The organism is Nostoc sp. FACHB-280, from assembly GCF_014697615.1.
Lineage (GTDB): Bacteria > Cyanobacteriota > Cyanobacteriia > Cyanobacteriales > Nostocaceae > Nostoc_B.
The window spans coordinates 17,916-43,001 of the sequence record NZ_JACJSD010000035.1 but is presented as its reverse complement, the minus strand read 5'-3'; the positions used below and the strand labels follow the sequence as shown (position 1 = coordinate 43,001).

General features: G+C 41.1%; 21 protein-coding genes and 1 tRNA gene. 9 read left to right on the top strand and 13 right to left on the bottom strand.

Features of this window, described 5'->3' with window-relative positions:
• Positions 1 to 290: 290 nt before the first annotated feature.
• Positions 291 to 2,129 carry a HEAT repeat domain-containing protein gene (locus H6G75_RS22630; protein WP_190982226.1) on the bottom strand — a complete coding sequence of 613 codons (1,839 nt, stop codon included), beginning with the start codon at positions 2,127 to 2,129 and terminating at the stop codon, positions 291 to 293.
• A 521-nt stretch (positions 2,130 to 2,650) separates the two neighbouring features.
• On the opposite strand from H6G75_RS22630, the gene H6G75_RS22625 reads away from it, so the two are divergent.
• Positions 2,651 to 3,970 (top strand): D-alanyl-D-alanine carboxypeptidase, encoded by a 1,320-nt coding sequence (locus H6G75_RS22625; RefSeq protein ID WP_190982225.1) that lies wholly within the window; start codon positions 2,651 to 2,653, stop codon positions 3,968 to 3,970.
• 226 nt (positions 3,971 to 4,196) lie between these two features.
• On the opposite strand, the gene H6G75_RS22620 is transcribed toward H6G75_RS22625, so the two are convergent.
• From H6G75_RS22620 to H6G75_RS22595, 6 genes are all read right to left on the bottom strand, one after another.
• The gene (locus H6G75_RS22620) at positions 4,197 to 5,810 is read right to left on the bottom strand and encodes a DUF4157 domain-containing protein (RefSeq protein ID WP_190982224.1); all 1,614 of its coding nucleotides are present in this window, start codon (positions 5,808 to 5,810) and stop codon (positions 4,197 to 4,199) included.
• 130 nt (positions 5,811 to 5,940) lie between these two features.
• Complete coding sequence (locus H6G75_RS22615) at positions 5,941 to 6,447, bottom strand: hypothetical protein (protein ID WP_190982223.1); 507 nt, start codon at positions 6,445 to 6,447, stop codon at positions 5,941 to 5,943.
• 126 nt (positions 6,448 to 6,573) lie between these two features.
• Positions 6,574 to 8,091: a hypothetical protein gene (locus H6G75_RS22610; RefSeq protein WP_190982222.1), complete on the bottom strand. Its 1,518-nt coding sequence runs from the start codon at positions 8,089 to 8,091 to the stop codon at positions 6,574 to 6,576.
• A gap of 123 nt (positions 8,092 to 8,214) precedes the next feature.
• A complete protein-coding gene (locus tag H6G75_RS22605; protein ID WP_190982221.1) occupies positions 8,215 to 8,781 on the bottom strand; it encodes a Uma2 family endonuclease in 567 nt (188 codons plus the stop codon).
• A gap of 177 nt (positions 8,782 to 8,958) precedes the next feature.
• Positions 8,959 to 9,957: an SPFH domain-containing protein gene (locus H6G75_RS22600; RefSeq protein WP_190982220.1), complete on the bottom strand. Its 999-nt coding sequence runs from the start codon at positions 9,955 to 9,957 to the stop codon at positions 8,959 to 8,961.
• Positions 9,958 to 10,002: 45 nt separating this feature from the next.
• Complete coding sequence (locus H6G75_RS22595; protein WP_190982219.1) at positions 10,003 to 10,443, bottom strand: NfeD family protein; 441 nt, start codon at positions 10,441 to 10,443, stop codon at positions 10,003 to 10,005.
• Between the two features lie 302 nt (positions 10,444 to 10,745).
• Between H6G75_RS22595 and H6G75_RS22590 the strand changes: the two genes are divergently transcribed.
• Entirely contained in the window at positions 10,746 to 11,777 is a 1,032-nt protein-coding gene (locus tag H6G75_RS22590) for a zinc-binding dehydrogenase (protein WP_190982218.1), read from the top strand.
• A gap of 264 nt (positions 11,778 to 12,041) precedes the next feature.
• Here the strand turns inward: H6G75_RS22590 and H6G75_RS22585 are convergent.
• The 3 genes from H6G75_RS22585 to pdhA all read right to left on the bottom strand — a co-directional run bounded on the left by H6G75_RS22585 (position 12,042) and on the right by pdhA (position 14,212).
• Positions 12,042 to 12,113: transfer RNA gene (locus H6G75_RS22585), tRNA-Lys, on the bottom strand.
• A 62-nt stretch (positions 12,114 to 12,175) separates the two neighbouring features.
• The gene (locus H6G75_RS22580) at positions 12,176 to 13,045 is read right to left on the bottom strand and encodes an aldose epimerase (RefSeq protein WP_190982217.1); all 870 of its coding nucleotides are present in this window, start codon (positions 13,043 to 13,045) and stop codon (positions 12,176 to 12,178) included.
• A 132-nt stretch (positions 13,046 to 13,177) separates the two neighbouring features.
• Positions 13,178 to 14,212: a pyruvate dehydrogenase (acetyl-transferring) E1 component subunit alpha gene (gene pdhA, locus H6G75_RS22575; RefSeq protein WP_190966685.1), complete on the bottom strand. Its 1,035-nt coding sequence runs from the start codon at positions 14,210 to 14,212 to the stop codon at positions 13,178 to 13,180.
• Between the two features lie 774 nt (positions 14,213 to 14,986).
• Here pdhA and H6G75_RS22570 point away from each other — a divergent pair.
• Positions 14,987 to 17,314, top strand: a complete 2,328-nt coding sequence (locus tag H6G75_RS22570; protein WP_190982216.1) for an IMS domain-containing protein — start codon at positions 14,987 to 14,989, stop codon at positions 17,312 to 17,314.
• Positions 17,315 to 17,693: 379 nt separating this feature from the next.
• Positions 17,694 to 18,014, top strand: coding sequence for a hypothetical protein (locus H6G75_RS22565; RefSeq protein WP_190966683.1), 321 nt, complete (start codon positions 17,694 to 17,696; stop codon positions 18,012 to 18,014).
• A gap of 59 nt (positions 18,015 to 18,073) precedes the next feature.
• Here H6G75_RS22565 and H6G75_RS22560 read toward each other — a convergent pair whose 3' ends face one another.
• The gene (locus tag H6G75_RS22560; RefSeq protein WP_190982215.1) at positions 18,074 to 18,406 is read right to left on the bottom strand and encodes a DUF2103 domain-containing protein; all 333 of its coding nucleotides are present in this window, start codon (positions 18,404 to 18,406) and stop codon (positions 18,074 to 18,076) included.
• Between the two features lie 4 nt (positions 18,407 to 18,410).
• Positions 18,411 to 18,737: an ATP-dependent Clp protease adapter ClpS gene (gene clpS / locus H6G75_RS22555; protein WP_062289826.1), complete on the bottom strand. Its 327-nt coding sequence runs from the start codon at positions 18,735 to 18,737 to the stop codon at positions 18,411 to 18,413.
• A 456-nt stretch (positions 18,738 to 19,193) separates the two neighbouring features.
• On the opposite strand from clpS, the gene H6G75_RS22550 reads away from it, so the two are divergent.
• Positions 19,194 to 20,702: a UbiD family decarboxylase gene (locus tag H6G75_RS22550; protein ID WP_190982214.1), complete on the top strand. Its 1,509-nt coding sequence runs from the start codon at positions 19,194 to 19,196 to the stop codon at positions 20,700 to 20,702.
• Positions 20,703 to 20,876: 174 nt separating this feature from the next.
• On the opposite strand, the gene H6G75_RS22545 is transcribed toward H6G75_RS22550, so the two are convergent.
• Positions 20,877 to 21,752 carry a DUF4231 domain-containing protein gene (locus H6G75_RS22545; RefSeq protein ID WP_190982213.1) on the bottom strand — a complete coding sequence of 292 codons (876 nt, stop codon included), beginning with the start codon at positions 21,750 to 21,752 and terminating at the stop codon, positions 20,877 to 20,879.
• Positions 21,753 to 22,006: 254 nt separating this feature from the next.
• On the opposite strand from H6G75_RS22545, the gene H6G75_RS22540 reads away from it, so the two are divergent.
• The 4 genes from H6G75_RS22540 to H6G75_RS22525 all read left to right on the top strand — a co-directional run bounded on the left by H6G75_RS22540 (position 22,007) and on the right by H6G75_RS22525 (position 25,086).
• Positions 22,007 to 22,552 (top strand): hypothetical protein, encoded by a 546-nt coding sequence (locus H6G75_RS22540; protein WP_190982212.1) that lies wholly within the window; start codon positions 22,007 to 22,009, stop codon positions 22,550 to 22,552.
• A gap of 172 nt (positions 22,553 to 22,724) precedes the next feature.
• Positions 22,725 to 23,264, top strand: coding sequence for an SH3 domain-containing protein (locus tag H6G75_RS22535; RefSeq protein ID WP_190982211.1), 540 nt, complete (start codon positions 22,725 to 22,727; stop codon positions 23,262 to 23,264).
• Positions 23,265 to 23,338: 74 nt separating this feature from the next.
• Positions 23,339 to 24,160 carry a DUF4058 family protein gene (locus tag H6G75_RS22530; protein ID WP_190982210.1) on the top strand — a complete coding sequence of 274 codons (822 nt, stop codon included), beginning with the start codon at positions 23,339 to 23,341 and terminating at the stop codon, positions 24,158 to 24,160.
• 35 nt (positions 24,161 to 24,195) lie between these two features.
• On the top strand, positions 24,196 to 25,086 hold the full coding sequence (locus H6G75_RS22525; RefSeq protein ID WP_190982209.1) for a M23 family metallopeptidase: 891 nt from the start codon (positions 24,196 to 24,198) through the stop codon (positions 25,084 to 25,086).

Genomic DNA, 25,086 nt, shown 5'->3' with positions numbered 1-25,086 from the left:
AAAAAACTAATTATTTGTCCCACAGGCGTACTTTAGCCTTAACTGTAGGGCTTTTGCAGGTGTTCTCATATAGTCTAAATAATGACTGAACAACTTATCTAAGAATTATTTCGCCAACAGAGTAGCACTGTATTAGCATCACAGTTATCCAAAAATGCTAATTAAAAGAATATCCCATTGTCTAGAGATAAGGGATACAAGAGACATAGCAGTCTTGTTGATTAAATAAATTGAATGATTTATTTTTTGTATTACACTATCGGCAATTCTTCATATTTCATGATTTTTAGTTACGAAATTTTATTTAATGCTTGTTGAACAATTTTACGAACCACAGAGTTTTCGTCTGCTAAACATAGATTTAATGCTTCCACAGCGCGGTAATTTCCTAAATTGCCTAATGCCAATGCTGCTGTACCACGCACATGATAATTTTCATCTTTGAGCATTGCAATTAAAGCATCTACAACCCTAGAATCATCCATTTTTTCTAAAGCTTGAACAGCAGCTAAACGTAAATCTGCATTTGCATCTTGCAAAATATTGATCAGAGGCTCAACGGCTTTAGTTTCTCTTCTTGCTCCAAGGAATGAGATACTCATTTGACGTAGCCAGTTATCTTCACTGGCTAGTACTAAAATTAATAAATCGACTATTTGCGGATTGACAATTTTAGCGATCGCTGAAATTATGTTCACTTGGATGCGACTTTCAGAATCTTGCAGCAACTGGGCTAAAATTGGGATTAAGTCAGGATATTGACGGGTAAAGAGAGTTTCGATAACTTCCTTAGTTGCTTGCTCAGAACGTAGCCAATCTCTGTTGATAGCTTGTAATAAACCTTCTCTATCTCTGAGAAATTCCACCAAAATATCTGTAGTTCTAGAATCATCCATGAGCCGTAAAGCATGAACCACAGCTAATTTGACGTGAGGGAAACTAGAAACATCTATGAGAAAACTACCATTGCTGCGAAACACTGCAATCAGAGGTTCTATAGCTCTGACATCGCCAAACTTTCCTAATGCTGAGGCGATCGCACGACAAGCAGTAGAATGATTTTGATAACTCAATACTTCAATTAACGGTTCAATCGCTTGAGTATCGCCAAATTCAGCCAGCGCCCATGCTGCGTCGGCTCGCACAAAAAAATCTGAGTCTTGCAAACACTGAATTAGCGGTTCAACGGCTCGACTATCTCCCAACTTTACCAATGATTTAATTGCATTCGTTCTGACTTTACTAGAGGGATGGCTTAAAGCTTGTAACAGTGGCTCAACTCCTCGAATATCGCCTAATTCACCTAACTTTTTTGCTGCCAGAGCATGGCCAGCATTGTCATAGAGTATATTTTGTAAACCAATTACTAACGGTTCCGCACCAACTAAATTAGCTAAACCCGAATTTACTAAATTATCTAACGTATTAGCTGCCATTGCTTGTAATATACCAGCATCAGGATTCAATGGTGCAGCTTGCAAAGCCTGAATTAACTCTTCTAGGGCATTCGGATGAGACAAATCAACTTCACTCGCAACTGTTGGCGGCTCAGGATTGTATGATTCATTCGTAGTTGATTTTTCTCTGCCCCGATAGTTATACTTACGGTGAATTTCTGCAACTTTTTGTTCGTCTGCCTCTGTGTCTCTTTCATCATCAAGATAATAAGCACCAGTTTCGTAACACTCTGCTGTCGCCAGCATTAAATCTGTTAAACTATCCCAGCGAATTTCTTCAATACCACCCTCTGGATCGATGAACCAAAGGGGAGCAGTTTCCTCTCCCACAACAACAGCGTATCTATAATCACCATTAAAATCTAATATTGGTAGCCACTGCGGATTCCAATCAAAGCCCCAACTTAAAAAGTCTGCGTACCATTTCAAAGCCTCTTGCAAAGAGAAAAAATTGTCAAACTTAGGAACTACATAGCCACAACTTAAACCTCGGCAACTATTATGCCACCCGTAAAGCTCGTATAATTCTTCTGGCAATCGATAAGGAAAATTTTCAACAATTGCGTCTATTTCTTGGCGAGTTAATCCAGGCGCTAAACTCAAGGCAAATTCAGGTTGATGACTCACTAACCAAGTCTCAATTCTATCCAGCGCATCTGTTAAAAGAGACATAAAAATTCCAATGATTGTATCTTTATAATTCCCAAATTCACAAGACTAAAAACTTGCATAAGATAAACTAATTAGGTAAATTTTCTCTAGAAAACTTTGCGACTAAATTGTTTAAGTCTTGCTACTATAAATATTTATTATTTGCTATCTATAGCAATCCTCAATGATTCACAAAGATTTCTCCCTGGTTGTCCTTGTCTACCTTATCTCTCTTGTTCATATATAAAATAGAACCGCGATCGCTTAGAAATTAAAGCACTCTAACTATGGTCAATAAGACTTACGCAATCAATCTCGCAAACTCTTATAACTTTGTGTCCTTTGCGTCCTTTGCGGTTCGTTTTATTATACTTTTGCGTAAGTCATAGTCAAGTCAAATAAATAACAAATAAAAATTTCTTCTACCGACTACCAGATTAGGAAGAGACCAGTTATGATTACCCAATGCTGATGAGCATAAAAAAGCCTGTATATTAGCACAGTAAATCACAAAGCACATCGTAGAATTTGGGGAGTAAGAAATGCTGGAATTATTAAGTTCGGGTTTGGTTTCTCTGTGGCTGGAAATGGCTGGGGTGGAAATTAAGCCTTCTGATGCTTTAGAAGCATTAGCTGGGCAAGCAAACCCTGGCTTGGTTCTGGCTTCTGATCCCAACCCCATCGGGGTAACTACTGTCCAGCAATACTTACAAGGACTAGTTAAATCTAAGTTAGTTGCCCAAAATTTAGCCGAAAGCCAAGGTGTTTGGTTACAGTCTGGGCCAATACTCATGGCTAATCATCAAGGAACAACACCATTACCGGCGGCTTCGTTAACCAAGATTGCCACTTCCTTAGTTTCTTTGAAAACTTGGGGGCCAGACCATCAATTTGAAACTTTGATTGGGACTACCGGGCCTGTAGTCAATGGTGTAGTGCAAGGTGATTTGGTCATTGCTGGTGGTGGCGACCCGATGTTTGTATGGGAAGAAGCGATCGCCCTGGGCAATACACTCAATAAAATGGGCATTAAGCAAGTAAAAGGGAACTTGGTGATTACAGGCAATTTCGCCATGAATTTCCAGCGTCACCCCCTACTGGCTGGTCAGATGGTGAAGCAAGCACTTAACTATAAAACTTGGACTCGTCCAGAAACTTATGTCTACTCCATCATGCCCAAAGGTACACCCAAACCGGAAGTTGTGATTACAGGTGCTGTCAAAGTTGCCCCTCAACCGCCACAACAAACTTTGCTAGTGCGGCACAAATCTTTGCCCTTGCGCCAATTGCTGAAAGAAATGAACGTTTACAGCAATAACGAAATGGCACAGATGCTGGCAGAATCAGTAGGCGGTGCAGGTGTAGTGCAATCAACAGCAGCTTATCTGGCGCGAGTACCTGAGTCAGAAATTCAATTAATCAATGGTTCTGGACTTGGCCCAGAAAATCGCATTTCTCCCAGGGCTGTTTGTGCGATGTTAATGGCGATTCAACAGCAAGCAGCAGCATATAACCTGAATTTAGCAGATTTGTTTCCGATGTCTGGGTTTGATCATCGCGGAACGGTACACAGCAGACATATGCCTGTCGGGACTGTGATGAAAACTGGTACCCTCCGCGATGTCAGTTCTTTAGCTGGAGTTGTGCCAACACGCGATCGCGGTTTAGTTTGGTTTGCTATCCTCAACCGTGGCCCCTTCGTCTCAAATTACCGCATAGAACAAGACAAGTTCTTGCAAAGTCTAGTCAAACAATTAGCAGTAGCTCCCGCAGTTCCTACAGCGATTACTCCCCACTCACCCGCTAACTCTTTACCAGAACTAGGCGCTACTAGTAGGAATGAAATTTTGTATAGAGGTTAGTAAGGTAGGTGACAGGTGACAGAGTTAAATGTCTTTTGTTGTCTGTTGATTTTTTGAAATACACATAGGATCTTTTCAAGACAGCTTAACACATCCATTGCAAGGTTTTTGGTGCGTTACGGCTTATGCCTAACACACCGAAAATAAATATAAATACGGTGCGTTCAATTTCATCAACGCACCCTACAAGATTTCTGGCTAATGTATATTGAATTTCTGGAGATGTCTAATGGGCATAAAGCTCCATAGATGATGCCACACCTTCTCCATGATTTGCTCGCACCCATACATATTCCCTATCTTTCTCTGCCCAATCTTTTGTTTTGTAATGCCATAAGGCTGTTCGTGCATCTTGGCGCGAAAGGATTGAGCGATCTGGCATAGGAACGCCGCCCTCTTTGCAATTATCGAAGCTTACCGTTTCCAAGTACATCTTGTCGATGCCTAACTTTGCGACCAATTCATCAAGATTGCTAGCATCATTGATGTTCTTCAGTTGCGTTATGTACATACATTCACTCTTAAATTCCTGTTTCGCTATTGCTAATCCTCGCTCTGCATCCTCTGGGATCTTAAAGTTTGCACGCATCTCATCTCTCTGAAGTGCATTCATACACTCAAATAATGCTGCATCTAAGGCTTCTAAATCATCCTTTACTCTGAATGGATCAACAACTATTACATTTTTCGCTGAATCATAGTTTGCTTGAGTTAAACAAAATCCAAAAACTATACTAGGCTGGTTTTTGAATTTAAGCTCTTTCATTGTTGTGGCATAAGTGAGTGCTTTTCCGCCAACTTCAGCTAACAGATCGACAAACTCATTAAAACTCAAAAACCCTATTACTTTTTCATATTTTTCATATACTTCAATTATTAGATTAATGTCTTCGTCATCATAGTTCACATTTTTCGTATAAGCTTCATTTTTAGTCAGCCATGTTTCTAAATATGCTCTGCCTCCTTTTTTGAAGAATTGTCCATATCCTTTGGCTACTTTACTCTTCGCCATATTGGTGTAAACTTCCTGTCGCTGCTCATCGGTCATTAAGTATCTTTGAATCGTATTTATTGCCGTTTTTTGTTGCACTTCTGCTTTGGCAGTACTCAATATGCTGTTGATATCACTCGTTTTCTGCAATGTTTTACCATTCTGCTGCACTACATGAGTCAATTCATGAGCCAACAATTCTTGTCCTCCTCTAGTTTCTGGCTGATATTCCCCTTGGCGAAAGAACACATCTTGTCCTGTAGTAAACGCTTTCGCCTGAATTGATTGATTTAATTGATCTGACTGAGCATCGGTGTGAATCTTGACACCACTAAAATCTGCTCCAAAGGCTGTCTCCATTGGTTCCCGGATACTTTCTGTCAGAGGTTGTCCACTACCCCTTGCCTGTTGAATAGATGTTTCTAAATCAGATGTTGCTGCCATACCACCTCCAACAGAAAGACGTTGCATTATGGGTTTAGCTCGCAGTTTGTCTTCTTCTTCTGGTTGTGACTGTGCCTGTACTGGTGGAGTTTCTGAAGAATTGATTCGCTGCACTACATCTTTTGCTAATTTGTCAGCTTCTTGCTCATATTTATCCCCTGGTTCACCAATGCTAAGTTTCATTTGGATTCTTGGTGGTGGCGGCGGTTGATAGCCAGGGGGAAAAATGGGAATATTGGCAAGGTTGTTACCTGGTGTTGTTGGTGATTTTGCTTGTAAATCTGCTGGTGTTTGTTCTGCTTCTTCGGTCTGGGGTTGAATGACAAAGCGACGAGGTGCAAATTGATTTGCTGGTGCATCATGATTTGTCGATGATTTACCTTTACTAGTTTGTCGCTTATACATTTTTCTTCTCCAGATATTTTTTGCCAACACAAAACCTACCGTATTATTGCGGTAGAAAGTTTGTAAAAATTTGGCACTATCTTACTGAAGAAAAATAGCGATCGCCAAAATCGATACTATTGTTCATATATCATTCGCTACTAACATCAGGATGGCAGTTAATCGAACCTGCAACTGTGGCGAAAATTGGTAAATATTCTAATTCTGCGGTTGACTCTATCATTGCAACTAATCCATAAACAAGTTGATGACATTGCCAACAAACTTGATATTGTGTAATGGGCAGTTCAACATCAGGTGGTTGAAACACAAAAATATCTAATCTTGCCGGATATTTATCAATTTTTGTTAGTGTTTGAGAAATTATTTCAAACTGTTCTGGCTGTAATTTTTGTAAGGGTAATTGCAGCAGTTCATCTGCAAGTTCTATAAAGTTTTGTTCGTGTTGTTCTGCTTCAGGAATAACAATTTTCTTGATAAAAATTTGGGGATTATATGTCGATTGTGCAGGATGAAAATATCCTTCTGTATGCTCATCTAAATGATGATTGGCAATTTTTTGCCAAGTTTGAGGAATTTCTAGTGATATCTCAAGTTTGTCACTAAAATGGCGTTCAAATATCAATGAGTTATTCATATAACTACTTATATAGCAATCACAAATGGTTTACAAATATCTATCTCCCTTGTCCCCCTGGTCTTCCTTGTCTCCCTTATCTCCCTTGTCTGTTTTGTTTGGATATCAAATAAGAAGGCTATCGGATTATTCTTGGTTGTTGTTAGAGAAGAAACTAGTGGCAGTTTCATAAAGAGATGATGCACCAGAAGCGATCGCACTTCCAGCTTTAGATGCACCAGAAGCGATCGCATTTCCGGCTATTGATGCACCAGAAGCGATCGCATTTCCGGCTTTAGATGCACCAGAGGCGATCGCACTTCCAGCTATTGATGCACCAGAAGCGATCGCACTTCCGGCTTTTTTCACACCTTGGTAAGCTAATCTGGTGGGAACTTCTACTGCTGTCCCTGCTAATCCCGCCGCACCAACCAACAAGCCACCAGCAACAGCAGTACCTTTATTGAGCGCCATCATTCTGCCTGCTTCGACTAATCGAGATTTTGTATAAGGACGAGTTGCATTTTCCATCATGGTGATATTTTTAGCATGACGACCATGACCTGCTTCGCCGACGATATCTTCAGTATTTAATAGCTGAGATGTGTGTGCTTGTTTAATTCTGGCGAGTGTAGAGAAATTTGCTAATCCTGAAGTTTCTAGATCATGTTCAAAAAATGTGCCTTTGAGATGTTCTCCTCCGGCTAAATCTACAATATCGCCTTTAGCAATGTGGTGAACTACCTCTGGTCTTTCTTCTTCTGGTAGCGATTCAATATTTTTGTGATATTGCTTGGCATTAGGCGCAGCCGATTGAAATGTTACCAGTCGTCTCACCAAAGTTGGATGAGTACCAACAAAATGTTGAGCTAATGCACCGCCTAAACTGTGGCCTGTAACATCTATTTTGCCTGATTTTGAAACGATATTACCGATGTAACCTGTGGGAACTTCCTTAAGTAAATTCTGAATACCACCATGTCCAGGAGAGTTAATATCTAAATCTTGCCATGCCGTTGCTAAATCACTAGTTCCGCGAAACGCCAACACGGGGTGTTTTCCGGCTGTGACTCCTTGTTTGGTCGGTAACAATAATCCATAATTCAATCCCTGACCCGCATTGACGACATTACCATCAGGAAACCATTGTTCTTGAAATCCTTGTTCTCTCAACCATTCTTTATCTTGATCTGTCAAAACGTCGTTATAAATCAAGCCATGACCAATTTTTTCTAAATCGATATCTTCGGGGTTAATTGGTGTTGTTCCATCTTGGACTTGAGTGGGGTCAATGTCTCGGTTGAGAATCTGATTTTGACTGCGCTGAATAGCCGTGACAACAGGCATATCAAGCCGTTGCATAGCTTCCTTAACTACACTTTCACTTTCTTGTTCAGATTTATCCCCTGGTTTACTAATTGCAAGTTTCATCTGAAGGCGTGGCGGTGGTGGAGGTTGATAACCAGGAGGAAAAACGGGGATATTGGCAAAGTTGTTTGGAGAAATTGATGTATTATTTATAAATGCCTGGGGCTGTAAATTGGGCGTTTGGGTGCTATCTTCTGCTTCGGTGGAGACAACAAAAGGACGGGGTGCGAATGGATTAACTATTGCATCGGAGTGATTTGTAGAAGTTTTAGCTGCTTTGGGTTGTCTGTGATACATTGTCATTCTCCAGATATTTCTGTGCAGCAGAACAACCACCGTCGGTTTGCGGTAAAATTGCTGTCAAAATTTGGCACTATCTTACTGAAGATAATTAGCGATCGCTCATATTGATACTCTTGTTTACATAGATTGCATCTTCAGCCAACTAAAAACCTGCTCTACTGACAGATTCAGGTTGATTTCCTGTAAGCTTGATAAGCGATCGCTACCTTGTAATAATTCTGGTTGTTGATTCGGCGAAAAAACAAGAATGGAGCGATCGTTTGGATCAATTAACCAACCTAACTGACAACCATGTTGTAGGCTGTAAAGAATATTACCAATTACTTTGTTAGAACTTTGTTCAGGAGAAATAATTTCTATTGTCCAGTCAGGACACAATAAAAAGTCATTAGGTGCTTCCCCATCCGTATCAAAGGGAATGCGTGACCATTTAAACACCGCCACATCAGGGACAATTGAACGTGTACCAAAACTACAACGCAACTCCGGGAAAGCGTAAGCAATTTTTTGATTTTCTGCAATATCATTAATGCTATTACATAACCTTAGTTGCAATCGACTATGCTTTCCTTTCGGCATTGGTTTTTGAATAATCTCACCGTTGATATATTCACTAGCTGGTTTGGTTTCTGGGAGCTTCAGAAACGCTTCTAGGGTGAGAGTTTGGCTAGTTGTGGCGCTCATAGCTCCTGAAAATTACGAGGTGTGATTTTAGTTTAGCAGGGTGAATTGGGTGGGCGATCGCACAAGGGTTTTGCGGACGTGCGATCACTTTTTTTCGTAAGTGCTTACCACCTTGTTTGGTAACATTATATGGTTAACTAGGTCATTGCGAACTGAATATTGACCAACGACCAATGACTATTGACCATTCACATCAGGTATTTCTCTACCCAACCAAGCGTTAGAATCTACCTTATTGTCAGAAACTATTGAGCGAATACCTTCAAAAGTTGCGGGAATGGTGCGGGGGTCAATAAACATAACTTTGCTGCTATCGCTTTTACCGATAGTCGCGCCCATATCGAGATACCCCAAGGCAAATAGAACTTCTAAAGCTTTACTCGCACTGGGTTGAGAATTGATTTTTTGGGCGATAATTTCGGCTGATTCTGCAATGGCTTGGGCTTTGAGAACTTGCTGCTGACGTTCAGCTTGGGCTTTGAGAACAATTGCTTTTTGTTCCGCTTCAGCTTGCAAAACTAATGATTTTTGCCGCGCTTCTGCATCGAGAATTTGGGCTTCTGCTTTACCTCTCGCACTATTTACTGCGGCTTCCCGTTCACCTTCAGAATTTAAAATTGCAGCCCGTCTGCGGCGTTCAGCAGACATTTGCAATTCCATAGATTCGCGTACTGCTTGGGAAGGAATAATATCGCGCAATTCTACCCGTGTGACTTTCACACCCCAAGGGTCTGTAGCAATATCTAAATCCCTTAATAAAATTTCATTAATTTGGGAACGGGCGGTAAAGGTTTCATCTAATTCTAGTTGTCCCATTTCTGAGCGAATTTGAGTTAGTACTAAGTTGGTCATTGCTGACTGAAGATTTTCAACTTTGTACCAAGCTTTTTCCATATCAACTATTCGCCAGTACACCACCGCATCTACTTCAATACCCACATTGTCACGGGTAATACATTTTTGTGGCGGAATATCTAAAACTTTTTCGCGGATGGTTTGTTGGTAAACGATTTTATCTAAAAAAGGCACAACAAAATTCAGTCCTGGTTCGAGCTTTTTGTTATAGCTCCCCAATCTTTCTACCAAAGCTTCATTACCTTGATTGACCACTTTGACAGAACCAGCCACCGCAGAACCACCAAGGGCTAAAAAAATCAATAACAAAAGCTGTTCCACTGTAAATCTCCTGGTTATTAATTAAATATCTTCAAATCTCAACTTTCACACTTCATCTGAATGCAACAAATTTTCTGGCATAACAATTAACGTAGTACCTTCTCTTCTGACTACGTAAACACGTTCATGGGGAGCAATATCAAGTTTGTCATCATCACATTTAGCCCGCCAAGAATTGCCTTCATATAGAACTCGTCCGGTTTTGCCTGCTGGAATTTCTGTTAAGGTTTCCGCTACAATGGCATCCTGAATTTTTGATTTGCGTCGTCGCGGTTGTAAATACCGCCGAGATAGTACTATCAAAATTGTGGAAAGCAATAGCCAAATTGCTACTTGCAGCCATAAACTCAAACCAAATTGGGAAACTAGCGCCACCACAAAGGCACTAATACCCATCATAAAGGCGACAAAAGCCGACGGTAAAAACAGTTCTAATAAACACAAACCTGAGCCAGCTAGGAGCCAAATTAAAGTAGAACTTGGCATAGCGCCATCCTAGACACTACATTGTTTACGAAAAAGATTTCTAAGATTAGATTCACTGAGAAATCGATGTTTTACAGAAAGCTAAATTTGCCTTGTGAAAATTAATTTTGATTAACTTCTTTGACAAGATGTAGCCAGAGGTACACAAAAACAGTCTATTCTAGCCAGCAAGGCTTTGACATCTAAATGTAATCGAAGTTCACCAAAGAAGTGCTGAGTTGAGTGGTAAGGCGATCGCACCTCTAAATTCTGAATACTTACCTGATAAAATCAGGTGGAGCTTTTAAATTAGGTCACAAGCCTTGTTAGCAGCATTACTTTATGGTCAGGAAGATTTACGGTTAGAGCAAGTAACTGACCCCACACCAGCAGCCGGCGAAGTCGTGATTCAAGTGGGTGCAGCAACAACTTGCGGTACAGATTTGAAAGTTTGGCGACGTGGTGGTCATGCCAAGATGTTGAAACCACCAACGCTATTTGGTCATGAAGCCGCAGGAACAATTGTGGCGGTGGGTGCAGGTGTAACTAATTGGCAAGTGGGCGATCGCGTTGTTGCCAATAACTCTGCACCCTGCATGGAATGTTTCTATTGTCAACGCCAAGAATATTCCTTATGTCCGAATTTGACTTGGAATAATGGCACATTTGCCGAATACTTGAAAATTCCTGCACCCATCGTCCAGCATAATTTATTGCACCTGCCCGATGAATTACCTTTTGAATTGGCGGCGATAACTGAACCTTTAGCTTGTGTATTGCATGGTGTCGCCCGTTCCCATATCAAACCCAAAGATAAAGTCGTGATTTTGGGAGATGGGGCGATCGGCTTAATGTTTGTGGCAGCATTGGCTGATACTGTTGAAGTATTACTCTGGGGAGGAAGTGACCAAAGGCTAGAAATTGGTCACAAGCTAGGTGCAGCACAAACATTTAACTATCATCAAATTCCAGATATTCCTGGTGTGGTGAAAGAACTGACTCAAGGCTGGGGCGCAGATGTGGTGATTGAAGCTACTGGTGTACCTAGTGTATGGGAAACTGCGATCGCTTGCGCTCGTCCTGGAGCAACAGTCAACTTATTCGGTGGCTGTCCACGAGATACGACAATTACCGTCAATACAGAACAATTACATTACAGCGAACTTACGCTCAAAGGCGTATTTCACAACACACCAGAATATGTGCGATCGGCACTTTCAATGATAGCGAGTCGAACACTACCTTTAGAATTACTCATCAGTGAAAAGCGACCTTTAAACGATTTAGAACAAGTCTTTCACGACATGAAAGCGCGTCAAGTCATTAAAGTCGCAATGGTTTGTAGCCAGGATTGATTTCTTCTATGATTGACCAAAAACCTATACCTTGATACCCTTTCACCTTCTCCTAAACCCTTGAGTTTTTATCTGAATATCATATCCAGGTAATGAGTGATGATTCGACCATCTGTGCGGAAACGCTAAAATCCTCTCCTGCACATGGTATTCCGCTCACCGAGTTAAGTAGAGTTACTACCTCTCTATGGTCTTAATGATATGTACTTCGACAACTAGATATAATACGATGTCTGCATTCTTCTGAAGCTGTATTATTATTTATGGGTCGCCCGGGATTCGAACCCGGAACTAATCGGTTAAAAGCCGAGTACTCTACCGTTGAGTTAGCGACCCTTTTGCTTTGTTTGCAACTTTCCAATCATAGCACAAACACCAGTGGATTTGTAAAGGGGTTTCTAGAAAAAACTTGCCGTCAATCTAACAGATGCTTGATAGTTGGCTCCTGGCTCTACCACAGTCAAATTTTCGCCTGTGTTCAGGGAGTTGCGCGGCGCACTCCAAGGTTCCAAACAATAAAAGTCTTTGCCCTTGAGCGTCCAAAATACCACGATGGGATATTCATCGCCGTAATCTAAAGTCAATTTTAATTTACGACTATTGTCGGTGACTGTAGCTGAATTAGCAGTTAGCTGCTTAAAGGCAACATCAATTTCATCCAAATTGAAATCAAAATTTCCACCAAAGAATTTTCTCTCCTTAGTTCTCTGGTCTTGATACTCACCAGCCGGAATCGCAAATTCTAGCTGGCTTTTATCTGGGGCTTGGAAGTAAGGATGAAACCCAGTGGAAAAGGGTATTGGTGTGGCAGAAGAGTTATGCAGATGTTGTTGAATTTCCAGAGTATTCCCATTGATTTTGTAACTGAAACTTAAATGAAAATCAAAGGGATATACCGCTTTTGTTTGCTCGTTGCTGACCAGATGAACTTTGACATAAGTTGTCTTGTCTTCCCAGACTTCCTCAAGTTCCCAAGGCAAATCACGGGCAAACCCATGCTGTTTGAGGGTATATTGCTGCCCATTGTGAGTATAAGTGTTATCAGGTAAGTTACCACAGATGGGAAATAATATGGGATTTCCACCCCTAATACTCAAATCAGGATGAGTAAAGCGTTCTGTATCCAAGTAGAAAATTTCTTGACCTTGGACTTGCCAGCTAGTAATAATCCCGCCACGTTCTGGGACAACTTCTATCTGATTACCAGTGGTTTCGTCAGCCAGAATATAAGTTTTGTATTGTCTTTGTTCAATGGTAATTTTAGGCACAAGATGAGTCCTTAGAGATTACAGGTTACAGGTTACAGGTGAGAGGCTAGAGGGTCTAAAAATAAATGTCTTATCTCTAGCCCTAGTCCCTAGCCTCTAGTCCCTAATTTCCTACTCCCTAGTCTCTGACAACTACTCGTCTTCTGCAAATATAAAGCGATACAATTCGCTAGGATCAGGTTCAGGACTGCTTTCAGCAAACTTCACAGCCTCGTCAATTAGGTCTTGAATCTTCTTGTCAACTGCCTTGAGTTCTTCCTCAGTTGCCAAATTCTGTTCCACCATATAAGCAGCCAGTTTCTTAATTGGGTCACGGGAGAACCAAAACTCTTTCTCAGCTTTGCTGCGTAACTCGTCTGGGTCGGCTAGGGAGTGACCACGGAAGCGATAGGTGAGGGCTTCGATTAATGTTGGCCCTTCTCCAGCACGGGCGCGGGCAACTGCTTCTTGGGCGACAGACCGGACTGCGAGTACGTCCATACCGTCTACTTCTACGCCCACCATGTTAAAGACACTGGCTTTTTTATAAATTTCTGGGTCGGAGGTGGCGCGGTCATGTGCCATCCCAATTGCCCATTTATTATTTTCCACCACAAAAATAATTGGCAGTTTCCATAAAGCTGCCATATTCAAGGTTTCAAAAAATTGACCGTTGTTAGCTGCACCATCACCAAAGAAGCAGGCGGTTACTTGGTCGGCTTTGGGGTCGCCTAAAACTTCACGGCGATATTTGCTTTGAAAAGCTGCACCAGCCGCCACAGGAATGCCTTCAGCCACGAAAGCGTAACCACCTAATAAGTTATGTTCCGCAGAGAACATGTGCATGGAACCGCCACGCCCTTTGCTGCAACCTGTAGCTTTACCGAATAATTCGGCCATGACCTCACGGGCTGGAACTCCCGCACTCAAGGCGTGAACGTGGTCGCGGTAGGTACTGCTAACGTAATCTTCTCCCGGACGCATTGCCTTGATAACGCCAGTCGAAACGGCTTCTTGACCGTTATATAGGTGGACAAAACCAAACATTTTGCCCCTATAGTACATTTCAGCGCATTTGTCTTCAAAAAAGCGTCCTAACACCATATCTTCGTACAGCATTAAGCCTTCGGCTTTGGTGATTTGGGCGCTGGCAGTATCAAATTTAGGTAACGTCCGTTCTTGAACCATTATTTTTTTAGTATCCCTGTTGTCAAACTGAAATTTACCATGTTAAATAGGCCGCTGTTTGGCCTGGTTGTGCTGAAGACAAAAACTAAAAATTTCGGCGCTAAGTAGGATAATTGGGATATAGAGGCAAAAAGTAGGTGAATTTTGGATTTTATCGTCGCTATCTGCGATTTTTACACCCTAACTGCCATAAATGACCTTGAATGTTGCCCTCTGGCGTTTTACAATCCCAACTGCTGTACAGATGCTATCAATCAGGATAGCTTGGTTTCTGCATATCTATTAACAATTTCCCACAAATAAACGCCGCAATTGAATTTAGCTTGCTAGATAGTTGTAACTCAAGGTCTAAGTATGGTAGCATTTTGTTCCTTGTAATTATCACGCATCTACCGTTACAAGTATTGCTACTATCACTCCAGAGCCAGGGCAAACACGTAAGTATAATGTCAAGCAGATAAACTTATTTATTTAGGTATGTCGATTATGATGAACGATCGCCAGAGAGTTTTGCAGTGTCTAATGGCTGATAGCAGTTATACACAAGGAAATACTAAGAATTAAAACAAAGTTTCCCTCTTATCTAGGCGAAGTCAAATTAATAGTACTAAAATGTGTCTCAAAATTTTAGAGGGAACAAAATTAATTGTTGCAATATACACTTATAGTGTAAGTCCGGCGCGGTGTTATTCACCGTAATATTGTGGCACGGTTTTACATACCTGGAATGCTCTAGGTGGATTATTGTTGATCTCGGTGCAGGGGAAGTAGGCTGTGCGAATTCCGCTAGATTACTACCGAATTTTAGGACTACCGTTGGCGGCAAGTGAAGAACAATTGCGGCAAGCATATAGCGATCGCATTGTACAACTGCCACGACGGGAGTATTCTCAAGCAGCAATTTCTTCTCGTAAACAAATTATAGAAACAGCTTACGTGGTTTTATCAAATCCAAAAGAACGTAGCAGTTACGATCAGCTTTATCTGTCCCATGCTTATGATCCTGATGGCACAGCTACTGCCACAGTCACCGCAGGCAACCGCACAGAAACTAGTCATGATCTTGATGGCCAAGGCCTGAGTATTGACGTTCCCCAACAGGAATTAGTAGGGGCGTTATTAATTTTGCAAGAGTTGGGGGAATACGAACAAGTCCTCAAACTTGGTAAAACATACCTGGCTAACCATAATGGTGTCGCCTCGGCCAAAATTGGCAATTATCCCATCGAGGAAGACTTTCTCGAAAGCAGCGAACATCCTGATATTGTCTTGACTGTGGCTTTGGCTTGTCTAGAATTAGGGCGGGAACAGTGGCAACAAGGTTATTACGAAAATGCCGCAGTTTCCTTAGAGTCTGGGTTAGAAATGCTGGTGAGTGAAGGTATATTTACCAGCGTCCAGGCAGAAATTCAAGCTGACCTTTATAAACTACGTCCTTATCGGATTTTAGAATTACTACAGTTATCTTTAGATAAAACAGTAGAACGCCGCCAAGGCTTAGAATTATTGCAAAGTATCCTAGAAGATCGTGGTGGTATTGATGGCACTCTCAACGATCAATCGGGTTTAAGCATAGATGATTTTCTGCGATTTATTCAGCAAATTCGCCACTACTTAACAGTTACAGAACAGCATAAGTTATTTGAAGCTGAAAGTAAGCGCCCATCGGCAGTAGCTACTTACCTCGCCGTTTATGCTTTGATTGCTAGAGGATTTGCCCAACGCCAACCCGCTTTAATTCGTCAAGCTAGGCAAATGCTACTGCATTTGGGTAAGCGTCAAGATGTGCATCTAGAACAGTCACTTTGTGCTTTGCTGCTGGGACAAACTGAAGAAGCCACCCGTGTTTTGGAAATGAGTCAGGAATACGAAGCTTTAGCTTTTATTCGGGAAAAATCCCAGGACTCTCCTGATTTGTTACCGGGTTTGTGTTTGTATGGCGAACAGTGGTTACAAAATGAAGTGTTTCCCCATTTTCGGGATTTATCAAGACAGCCAGCCGCACTTAAAGATTACTTTGCCAACCCCCAAGTGCAAGCGTATTTAGAAGCATTACCCACAGATGCCGAAACTACCAACGAGTGGGGTTTCATTAATCGTCAACCTGTTAACGCACCGCCACCAAATCACCGTCAACCAAACACGCCTGGGGGTTCTCGTCCAAATCAAGCTAAAATGCCAGATTTGGATTTACCAGAAACTCCCAACCATAGACAACCTGAATATTCTCAGGTACCGCTACCGAGAACGAATACCCCACCTGCACCAGCTATGGCTAGTCGCACCCCAACGCCGGAAATTCCCGTTGCGTCTTTTACTTCCCCAGACCGGACAAACAACACAGCAGGTAATCATCTCAATGGTAAAAGTGCTGCGCCCCATCCAACACCAAAGCGCCGACGACGGAAGCCGACAAATCCACCTGTTAACCGAGAACATAGGTTAGATAATAACCGCGATCGCCGCCCTCGCCAACGCCGCCCTGTCAGCAGTTTAGACCGCAAAACCAGGTTAGTCTGGACGGTATTCGCTTCCTTAGCTGGGATCTTAGTTTTCTGGTTAATAATTTCCACAACCTTTGGTTGGTTGAAAGATATTTTTTCCCCCTCTCCAGGTTTACCAGAAAACCCCTTAGCAATAAAACTTAATCAACCACCCATAGAAATTCCTGATCCCTATAGTGAATTAATGCCACCTGACGGCCCCCTCACCGATGCAATAGCCGAAGAAGTAATTCAGACTTGGCTTTCTACCAAAGCTTTAGCATTAGGGCCAAACCATGATGTTAACAGTTTAAATAACATTTTAACTGGTGCATCTTTGTCTCAATGGCGGTTAGTTGCCCAGCAAGATAAACTAGATAACCGCTATCGCAAATACGACCACAGCATCAAAATAGAATTTGTCAGTAAAAATGACCTAGACCCCAATCGCGCCGCCGTTTTAGCAACTGTTAAAGAAGCAACACAGTTTTATGAAAATGGTCTGAAGAAAAAGTCTTCTAACGAAAGTTTGCGGGTTCGTTATGATTTAATTCGGCGCGATGGTATGTGGCGGATTCAAAGTATGTATGTGGTGAATCAAATTACGATGAATTTTTGAAGTGTGAAGTATGAAAGGGAGAAAATTGGATTTGTGATCATTGTGTCTTTTAGATCCCCGACTTCTTAAAGAAGTCGGGGATCTTATTTATCACGAATGATTTTGAACGCTAGTTATAGCAGTAGTCAACTTGCTTAAGACATCGATAAATAATAAGACTTAGACACCACAAAGCTTTTAACCCTGTCACCTGTCACCTATTACCTGTCCCCTACTATAAAGTTAAATAAATCTAAAAATAACTTGATATTACAGCTATGTTATTTGCAGTTTGTAACATTAATGGCATGACTTATTGCAGTTTGTAAATATTTTTTGTAACTGCAAGGAATATTCCTTTAGACTGAAACTCAATTGCAAAATATTGGGATCGAGGCCAATGCAGTCGATGAATTTCTTGTGTCATGATTTTGTAGTTGCGGTCTCCTTTGGTGCTTGTATTCTTGGTTTAGTATTACTTTGGGACGGTAAGCAACCAAAAGATGACATAGAAGAAACAGAAAAGATTTTGTTTAGAATGAGTTTTTCTTACTGGCTGGTATATTGTGTTGCTTTTGCCTTAGAAAAAGTCATTTTACCCGATTGGGAATCTGTCGTGATGTCTTTAAAAATCACTACAGCTTTGTCATATTTCTTAACATTTTCTTGTATTCTGAGTTTACCGCTACATAAATTCGCAGTGCATCGAGTGGAAGAATAACTTAGATGAAGTATGAAGTGTGAAATGAAATCAACTAGACAAGAACGGACTAGTAACTGTTAAGTTGATTTATGTTTCATGGCGATCGCGATCGCTGTTTGTAGTTCATCCTGAACTAAACTAGTTAGGATGAACACCTCTTGCACTGTCTTACCTTGTCTGGCGATAACTTTGTAACCCCCGCGAATTGGGACAGATATGCGTAATTGCATTTTGGGGCTATGACCTTTTACCCGGCCAATTACGCCTGGGGTAACGGTGTAAATGCCTTCTTGCAAGCAGAGATTTTCTAAAATGGGGATAAGACCAGGAAGATGGGTAGAGTGATTCCAAACAAGTCTGCCATCTTTGCGGTTATTTGCTTTTTGCGAGTTTGTGGTAGATTTATCCATGATCTTAAGCCGCTTCTAGAGGAGCCATTGTTAAACCGGCTCGGCGCAGTTGTTGATGATACAATTCTGCTGGTTCTTGCGGCCCTACCCAAACGATCGCTTGTCCTTCATAATGTACCTGATTCGTTAAATCCCAAGCGCGATCGCTAGTCATATTCGGGATATACTTCATCAAGCACTCAGCAACGTGTTGAAAAGTATTGAAGTCATCGTTCAACACAATCACCTTGTAATTGGGATATTGTTTGCGAATAGTTTGACTAGACCGTTCAGGAGCAATAGTTGGTGCTGTACCCATCCCGTAAACAGCTGCTGAAAGTCTTGTAAGCATAAAACAGTCGGCTACCTGGATTTTACAAAACTACATTATAAGTAAATAGTTTAGTCCATAGAAAGTCTGAAGTTTGAAGTCTGAAGTGTGAAACGTTGTTCTTTCGGCTTTTGACCACTGACCAAAAATAGGTAAACCTAGCAGGAAGCACATCACAGACAACCTGCTAGGAGGAAAAAATCTATTCTCGCCATGTTTGAAGGGTAGAGCTTATTTAAAATCAATAATGCCTATCCTTAGTTAGAATAACCACATTGCTTGTCCAACAGGGTTAAGAAAAGTCAATCAATTAGTTAACGCTTTGAAAAAGAGAACAGTCTTCGGCAAGATAATAGAGCGAACAACAAAGACAAGGCAGACAAGGGAGAGAGATGTTTATCAATCATTTAGGATTGCTATAGCTCATAATATTAAACAGACGCTTCATACTTCTTAACTATTTGCTTTATTAAAACAATGGCGAGAGATTTGCGGGGATTCATCAAAATTTTAGAAGAAAGAGGACAATTACGGCGAATTTCTGCCTTGGTTGACCCAGAATTAGAAATTGCAGAGATTTCTAACCGAATGCTGCAAAAAGGCGGGCCGGGGTTGTTGTTTGAGAACGTCAAAGGCGCTTCTTTCCCCGTGGCGGTGAACTTGCTGGGGACTGTAGAAAGAATCTGCTGGGCGATGAATATGCAGCATCCTCAAGAGTTGGAAACCTTGGGTAAAAAGCTGAGTATGCTACAGCAGCCAAAACCGCCCAAGAAGATTTCCCAGGCGATAGATTTTGGGAAAGTGCTGTTTGATGTTCTCAAAGCCAAACCAGGGAGAGACTTTTTTCCCGCTTGTCAGCAAGTAGTTATTCAAGGCAATGATTTAGATTTAAACACTTTACCCTTGATTCGTCCTTATTGTGGAGATGCTGGCAAGATTATCACACTGGGGTTAGTCATTACCAAAGATTGTGAGACGGGTACACCAAATGTGGGTGTATATCGCTTGCAATTGCAATCGAAAAATACTATGACTGTTCACTGGTTATCAGTGCGGGGTGGGGCGAGACACTTGCGAAAAGCGGCAGAACGTGGGAAAAAATTAGAAGTAGCGATCGCCCTTGGTGTAGATCCATTAATTATCATGGCAGCTGCTACACCCATCCCGGTAGATTTATCAGAATGGTTATTTGCGGGTTTGTATGGTGGTTCTGGTGTGCAGTTGGCAAAGTGTAAAACAGTCGATTTAGAAGTTCCGGCTGATTCTGAATTTGTTTTAGAAGGAACAATTACCCCAGGAGAAGTTTTACCAGACGGGCCTTTTGGCGACCACATGGGTTATTACGGCGGCGTGGAAGACTCGCCCTTAATTCGTTTTGGGTGTATGACGCACCGCAAAGACCCGATATATTTAACCACATTTAGCGGTCGTCCACCCAAAGAAGAAGCGATGATGGCGATCGCACTCAATCGTATATATACCCCAATTCTGCGCCAACAAGTCACAGAAATTGTCGATTTCTTCTTACCAATGGAAGCTTTGAGTTACAAAGCTGCGATTATTTCCATTGATAAAGCCTATCCCGGACAAGCACGCCGCGCCGCCTTAGCCTTTTGGAGTGCGTTACCGCAATTTACTTACACCAAATTTGTGATTGTCGTCGATAAAGATATCAATATCCGCGACCCCAGACAAGTAGTTTGGGCTATCAGTTCTAAAGTTGACCCCAGCCGAGACGTGTTTATTCTGCCAAATACACCCTTTGACACCTTAGACTTTGCCAGTGAAAAAATTGGTTTAGGTAGCAGGATGGGAATTGATGCAACCACCAAAATTCCCCCCGAAACCGAACATGAATGGGGCGCACCACTAGAATCTGATCCTGATGTCGCCGCAATGGTAGAACGAAGATGGGCAGAATATGGTTTAGCAGACTTGCAGTTAGGCGAAGTTGACCCCAACTTATTTGGTTATGACATGAAATAAGACAAGTAGGTGGACACAATTATTTATAAGACGCATTTCGACTCTGCTCAATGCTCAATAAGCTGACTGTCCAATAGGCTAATGCAGATTCCAAATATTAAACAAAGGGTGTGTTGTCGCATAGTGCAACACACCCTTTTTTCTATTGAATTATTGTGGACTAGACCTAATGAATTAACTATCTTCCCGTGATTCAGAATTATTTGTATTAGTTTGTTCTGTCTCCTTCTTATCTTGTTGGCTATCACTGGCTTGTTGTACTTGTTGAAGATGAATATTATTCACCTGTACAATAAATTGTTCAATTGCTTGGCTGGCTTTTTGTTGCTGCTGACTGCTATCAGAGGCATCATAACAGCGATAAGCTGGGGTTACACCCAAAATAAATTTTTCTTGTTCAGCCTCTAATAATTCTAAAGTTGTGTTAGCTGCAACCCAATTTTTTTGAAAAGGAAATGAGGTGACAATACTAGCAACTATGGAAGCAACTGCTGGACAAATTACGGGCAGCCATTTTAGCCACGCTTGACCAACTTCGAGTTTATCCACCAATACTAAAATTGGGGTCACACCTGATAAAATAACCGTAGATATTTGCAGAACATAGTAAAGATTTCTCGAAAGATTCCGAGCTTTTTTATAATCATCAATTAAATCCTGGCAATACTGTAAAGCTTTTTCTCTGGCAGGAACAATTGGATTATTTTCCAACAACAAGTTATTGTTGCCTAGCATATAACTATAAATTTCGGCTTTTTTTGTCAAATAATTGCGGTTGGCAACATTTTGTGAATCTTGAAATAACTGCCTGTTAAATAAAAATAAGAAAGTCAAAATTGTTAAAGCGATCGCTCCAACAATAACCAAATTTTCGTTATTGGCGTAAACAGTTAGTACAATACCACAACAGACAAAAGCAGCAGCCAACAAATATTCTAAGAGTTTTAAGATAAATAAACTTTTCCTGTTGGCTGTGAGAGATAAATCTAAATTGCGGGAACTTTCTCTTGATGGTTGCTGTTCAAAGCTAGAAATGTCGGAAGTAATCATGATTGTGTATGCGCTGGATTAGTCTGTAAAATCAAATACTGTTATATCAGCTAGAGAAATCCTCGTACAGCCGAAAATACTTGTAAATTTTGACTTTCAGAGAAAACCTTTCTCTAGACTGGATACAAACAAAGTGCTTAAAAACACTTTCTGCATCAGAATTTAGTATGTTATAACACAGCAATTATCCCTGCTGACAAACAGTACAATTGCACTTGTCAAATCTTGCTGAGAGATGTAGTTGAAATATTCAAATGAAAAAAATTATCTTAATTACCGCATTAACTAGCTTATTTTCGCTGGCGTTAACAGCTAACCAAGGCTTGATTTCGGCACAGTCGCCACAAATAGCACAAACGCAAGGCGCAATTATCCCTGTGGAGAAAGTTGGACTGGGAAAAATTCGTCCGGGAATTTCGGAACAACAAGTACGCCGCATTCTAGGAAAACCCATCCGCACTAAAACCGAATTTAGCCCAGGCGTTGGCGACAATATTCGCACCCTGGAATATCCTAATATTTCTTTATATTTAGTTCCCTATGTAAACAAGCCGAAAAACTTATTCTTTGTTTATTACTTTGTTACCCGTAGTTCTAAATTTCTCACGCCCACGGGTGTAAAAGTTGGTGATACCCAATCTCAAGTAATCAAAGCCTATGGAAAGCCCTATATATCTAAGGAAGGCAACGTCACTTTTTTAGTATATGGGGTTGGTAGTCCAGATAGCGCCGCCGCATTGACATTCCGTATAGAAGCTGGCAAAGTCACAGAAATTCAGTATAGTGAACAGCTACTCTAACTTTTACCTGTGGAGATGTAGCTATTTTATTTGAGATATGAATAAGAAACTTCAGAGAGACAAGGTAGACAAGGGAGACAAGGGAGATAGATGTTTGTGAAACATTTAGGATTGCGATAGGGGTTTAATTGCTATAAATAAGGCAGATTTTTGAGCAAGTATTCAAGTCAGTATGAATAAAAATATCAATCACTCTCTGACAAAGCTAGTAATTACATTAGGACTCACCAGTATAAGTATATTTGTCAACACTGGTATATCCGAGCAAATTGTTTTCGCAAAATCACTTAATGTTAAAAAATGTGATATTTATGCTTATGTGACTGATCCAGATCCGCAAGGCTTAAATGTGCGGAGTGGTATAAGTCTGCGTCACAAAATTTTAGGACAAGTACCAATTAACGAAACAGTCCAGATTGTTGCAGCTACTAAAAATTGGGTACAAATTACAAATGCTAGTGCTGGTTTTACAGGTAAAGGTTGGGTATCTGTAGGAAAATTGGGTTTATCTACCCGTGGTTATGGTATTAATGGCGTGAATATTTACGCTAATGCTAATCAACAAAGCCGAAAAATTGGCAAAATCCCGCCTGAGACGACGGTGAAATTATTAGGCTGTCAAGGAGATTGGGCGCAAGTAGAATATCAAGATATCAAGGGTTGGTTAACTAAAGAAGATCAGTGTGGTGCAGCCTTAACCACTTGTTCGTGATATTGTCGGGAGTGGAGCAGTTACCATAAAAATTAGTACTCATCGTCTAATAAAATTGAGCTTGAGGTAAATAAATGCCTTCTCCATTCCCAGGAATGAACCCCTATTTAGAGCATCCGCGTATATGGCCTAGTGTACATCACTTATTAATTAGTGAAATTGCCAGATTTTTATCTCCGCAACTGCGTCCTAAATATCGAGTTGTTGTAGAAGTCAGGATGTATGAATCTAGTATGGAGAACGCATCACTAGTTGGCATACCAGATGTATCAATTCAAGGCTCGTCAGGGGTAATTAATCGTAATAATAGTAATGTTAATCTTGCAGTTGCAGAACCAGTTACCAAGCCCATAAAAGTTAAAATTCCTACACCAGAAATTATCAGAGAAGGTTATTTAGAAGTAAGAGAAGTTGGTACAGAAAATGTAGTGACTATCATAGAAATTTTATCGCCAACTAACAAACGTCGTGGTAAAGGTAGGCAAATCTATGAGGAAAAACGGCAAGAAATACTAGGAAGTCAAACTCATCTACTAGAAATAGATTTACTCCGAAATGGTGAAAAGATGCCATTTTTTGATACTGACATTGAAAGTCATTACCGAATTTTAATTTGTCGTGGCGATCGCCGCCCTTATGCTGATTTATATGCCTTTAATATCCAAGATGTCATTCCGTCTTTTTCCTTACCTCTACGTGCAGGAGATAACGAACCAATTCTTAATTTGCAGACATTATTAAACGAGGTGTATGAAATATCAGCTTACGATTTAGTCATAGATTACAACCAAGCGCCCTTCCCACCATTGTCAGAAGCAGATGCAGCCTGGGCAAATGAAATGTTACAAACCAAAGGATTACGCACAATAGCCCACAGTCCAGAAATCCCCAATTAAAATTTAAAGTTAGGGTTTCTCTGAAATTAAGACTCATGACATTTTCTGCTCGTTTGCTTTTGCTTTGTAGCTTAGTTAGTACGTTGGGACTAGCATCAGCACTGCCAAACTTAGAAATAGCTAATGCACAAACCGCCAACTGTCCTACTCCGGCTTTAAATCGCTTTCAACGTCATAAAGTGGCGCGTGGCGAAACTTTAGAAAGCATCGCCCAAAGCTACAATCTCGCGCCTGAAACACTGATTGTCATGAACCCAAATGTGAACAATGGCCGTGTGAGTGTGGGTAGTGAACTGCAAATACCACCTTATAACGGAATTGTAGTGGAAGTTCCGACTGGACAAAGTTGGCGAGAGGTAGCAGCAAAATATAAAGTTCGTCCTGATGCGCTGTTTGAAATTAATGGTTGTCAAGCAAATCCAAAAATTGTCTTTGTTCCTGGGTTAAATTGGTTGCCAAATCCACCGCAGACAACATCTCTCATCCCAACAAATTCTAATACATCACCTCGTGCATCTATTAGTGGCTATCCTTTAGAGCAAGCTACAACTGTGGGGTTAGGTTATGGTTGGCAAATTAATCCCCGCAACAAGGAAGTGTTTTTTCACAGTGGTGTAGATTTGTTAGCGGCTGTGGGTACTCCGGTAGAAGCGATCGCACCTGGTACTGTAGTATTTGCTCAAGAGCAAGGTAGTTATGGTCAATTGGTGATTATTAACCACAGTGGTGGATTGCAAAGCCGCTATGCTCATCTTGCTAGTATCAAGGTTAAGGTCAATCAGCAAGTTAAAACAGGTGATGTATTAGGTACGGTGGGAACGACTGGCGAACCGACAACTCAACAACCACACCTTCATTTTGAAATGCGTTCTAGTTCATCCCAAGGATGGGTGGCGCAAGATCCCAAAAGTTATTTGAAGAAGTGA

Coding starts and splice junctions, on each gene's coding strand:
- H6G75_RS22550 (WP_190982214.1), top strand. CDS start 19,194: ATGGCGAGAGATTTGCGGGGATTCATCAAAATTTTAGAAGAAAGAGGA.
- H6G75_RS22615 (WP_190982223.1), bottom strand. CDS start 6,447: ATGAATAACTCATTGATATTTGAACGCCATTTTAGTGACAAACTTGAG.
- H6G75_RS22610 (WP_190982222.1), bottom strand. CDS start 8,091: ATGTATCACAGACAACCCAAAGCAGCTAAAACTTCTACAAATCACTCC.
- H6G75_RS22625 (WP_190982225.1), top strand. CDS start 2,651: ATGCTGGAATTATTAAGTTCGGGTTTGGTTTCTCTGTGGCTGGAAATG.
- H6G75_RS22525 (WP_190982209.1), top strand. CDS start 24,196: ATGACATTTTCTGCTCGTTTGCTTTTGCTTTGTAGCTTAGTTAGTACG.
- pdhA (WP_190966685.1), bottom strand. CDS start 14,212: ATGGTTCAAGAACGGACGTTACCTAAATTTGATACTGCCAGCGCCCAA.
- H6G75_RS22630 (WP_190982226.1), bottom strand. CDS start 2,129: ATGTCTCTTTTAACAGATGCGCTGGATAGAATTGAGACTTGGTTAGTG.
- H6G75_RS22535 (WP_190982211.1), top strand. CDS start 22,725: ATGAATAAAAATATCAATCACTCTCTGACAAAGCTAGTAATTACATTA.
- H6G75_RS22605 (WP_190982221.1), bottom strand. CDS start 8,781: ATGAGCGCCACAACTAGCCAAACTCTCACCCTAGAAGCGTTTCTGAAG.
- clpS (WP_062289826.1), bottom strand. CDS start 18,737: ATGCTTACAAGACTTTCAGCAGCTGTTTACGGGATGGGTACAGCACCA.
- H6G75_RS22595 (WP_190982219.1), bottom strand. CDS start 10,443: ATGCCAAGTTCTACTTTAATTTGGCTCCTAGCTGGCTCAGGTTTGTGT.
- H6G75_RS22545 (WP_190982213.1), bottom strand. CDS start 21,752: ATGATTACTTCCGACATTTCTAGCTTTGAACAGCAACCATCAAGAGAA.
- H6G75_RS22530 (WP_190982210.1), top strand. CDS start 23,339: ATGCCTTCTCCATTCCCAGGAATGAACCCCTATTTAGAGCATCCGCGT.
- H6G75_RS22540 (WP_190982212.1), top strand. CDS start 22,007: ATGAAAAAAATTATCTTAATTACCGCATTAACTAGCTTATTTTCGCTG.
- H6G75_RS22620 (WP_190982224.1), bottom strand. CDS start 5,810: ATGTATAAGCGACAAACTAGTAAAGGTAAATCATCGACAAATCATGAT.
- H6G75_RS22560 (WP_190982215.1), bottom strand. CDS start 18,406: ATGGATAAATCTACCACAAACTCGCAAAAAGCAAATAACCGCAAAGAT.
- H6G75_RS22565 (WP_190966683.1), top strand. CDS start 17,694: ATGCAGTCGATGAATTTCTTGTGTCATGATTTTGTAGTTGCGGTCTCC.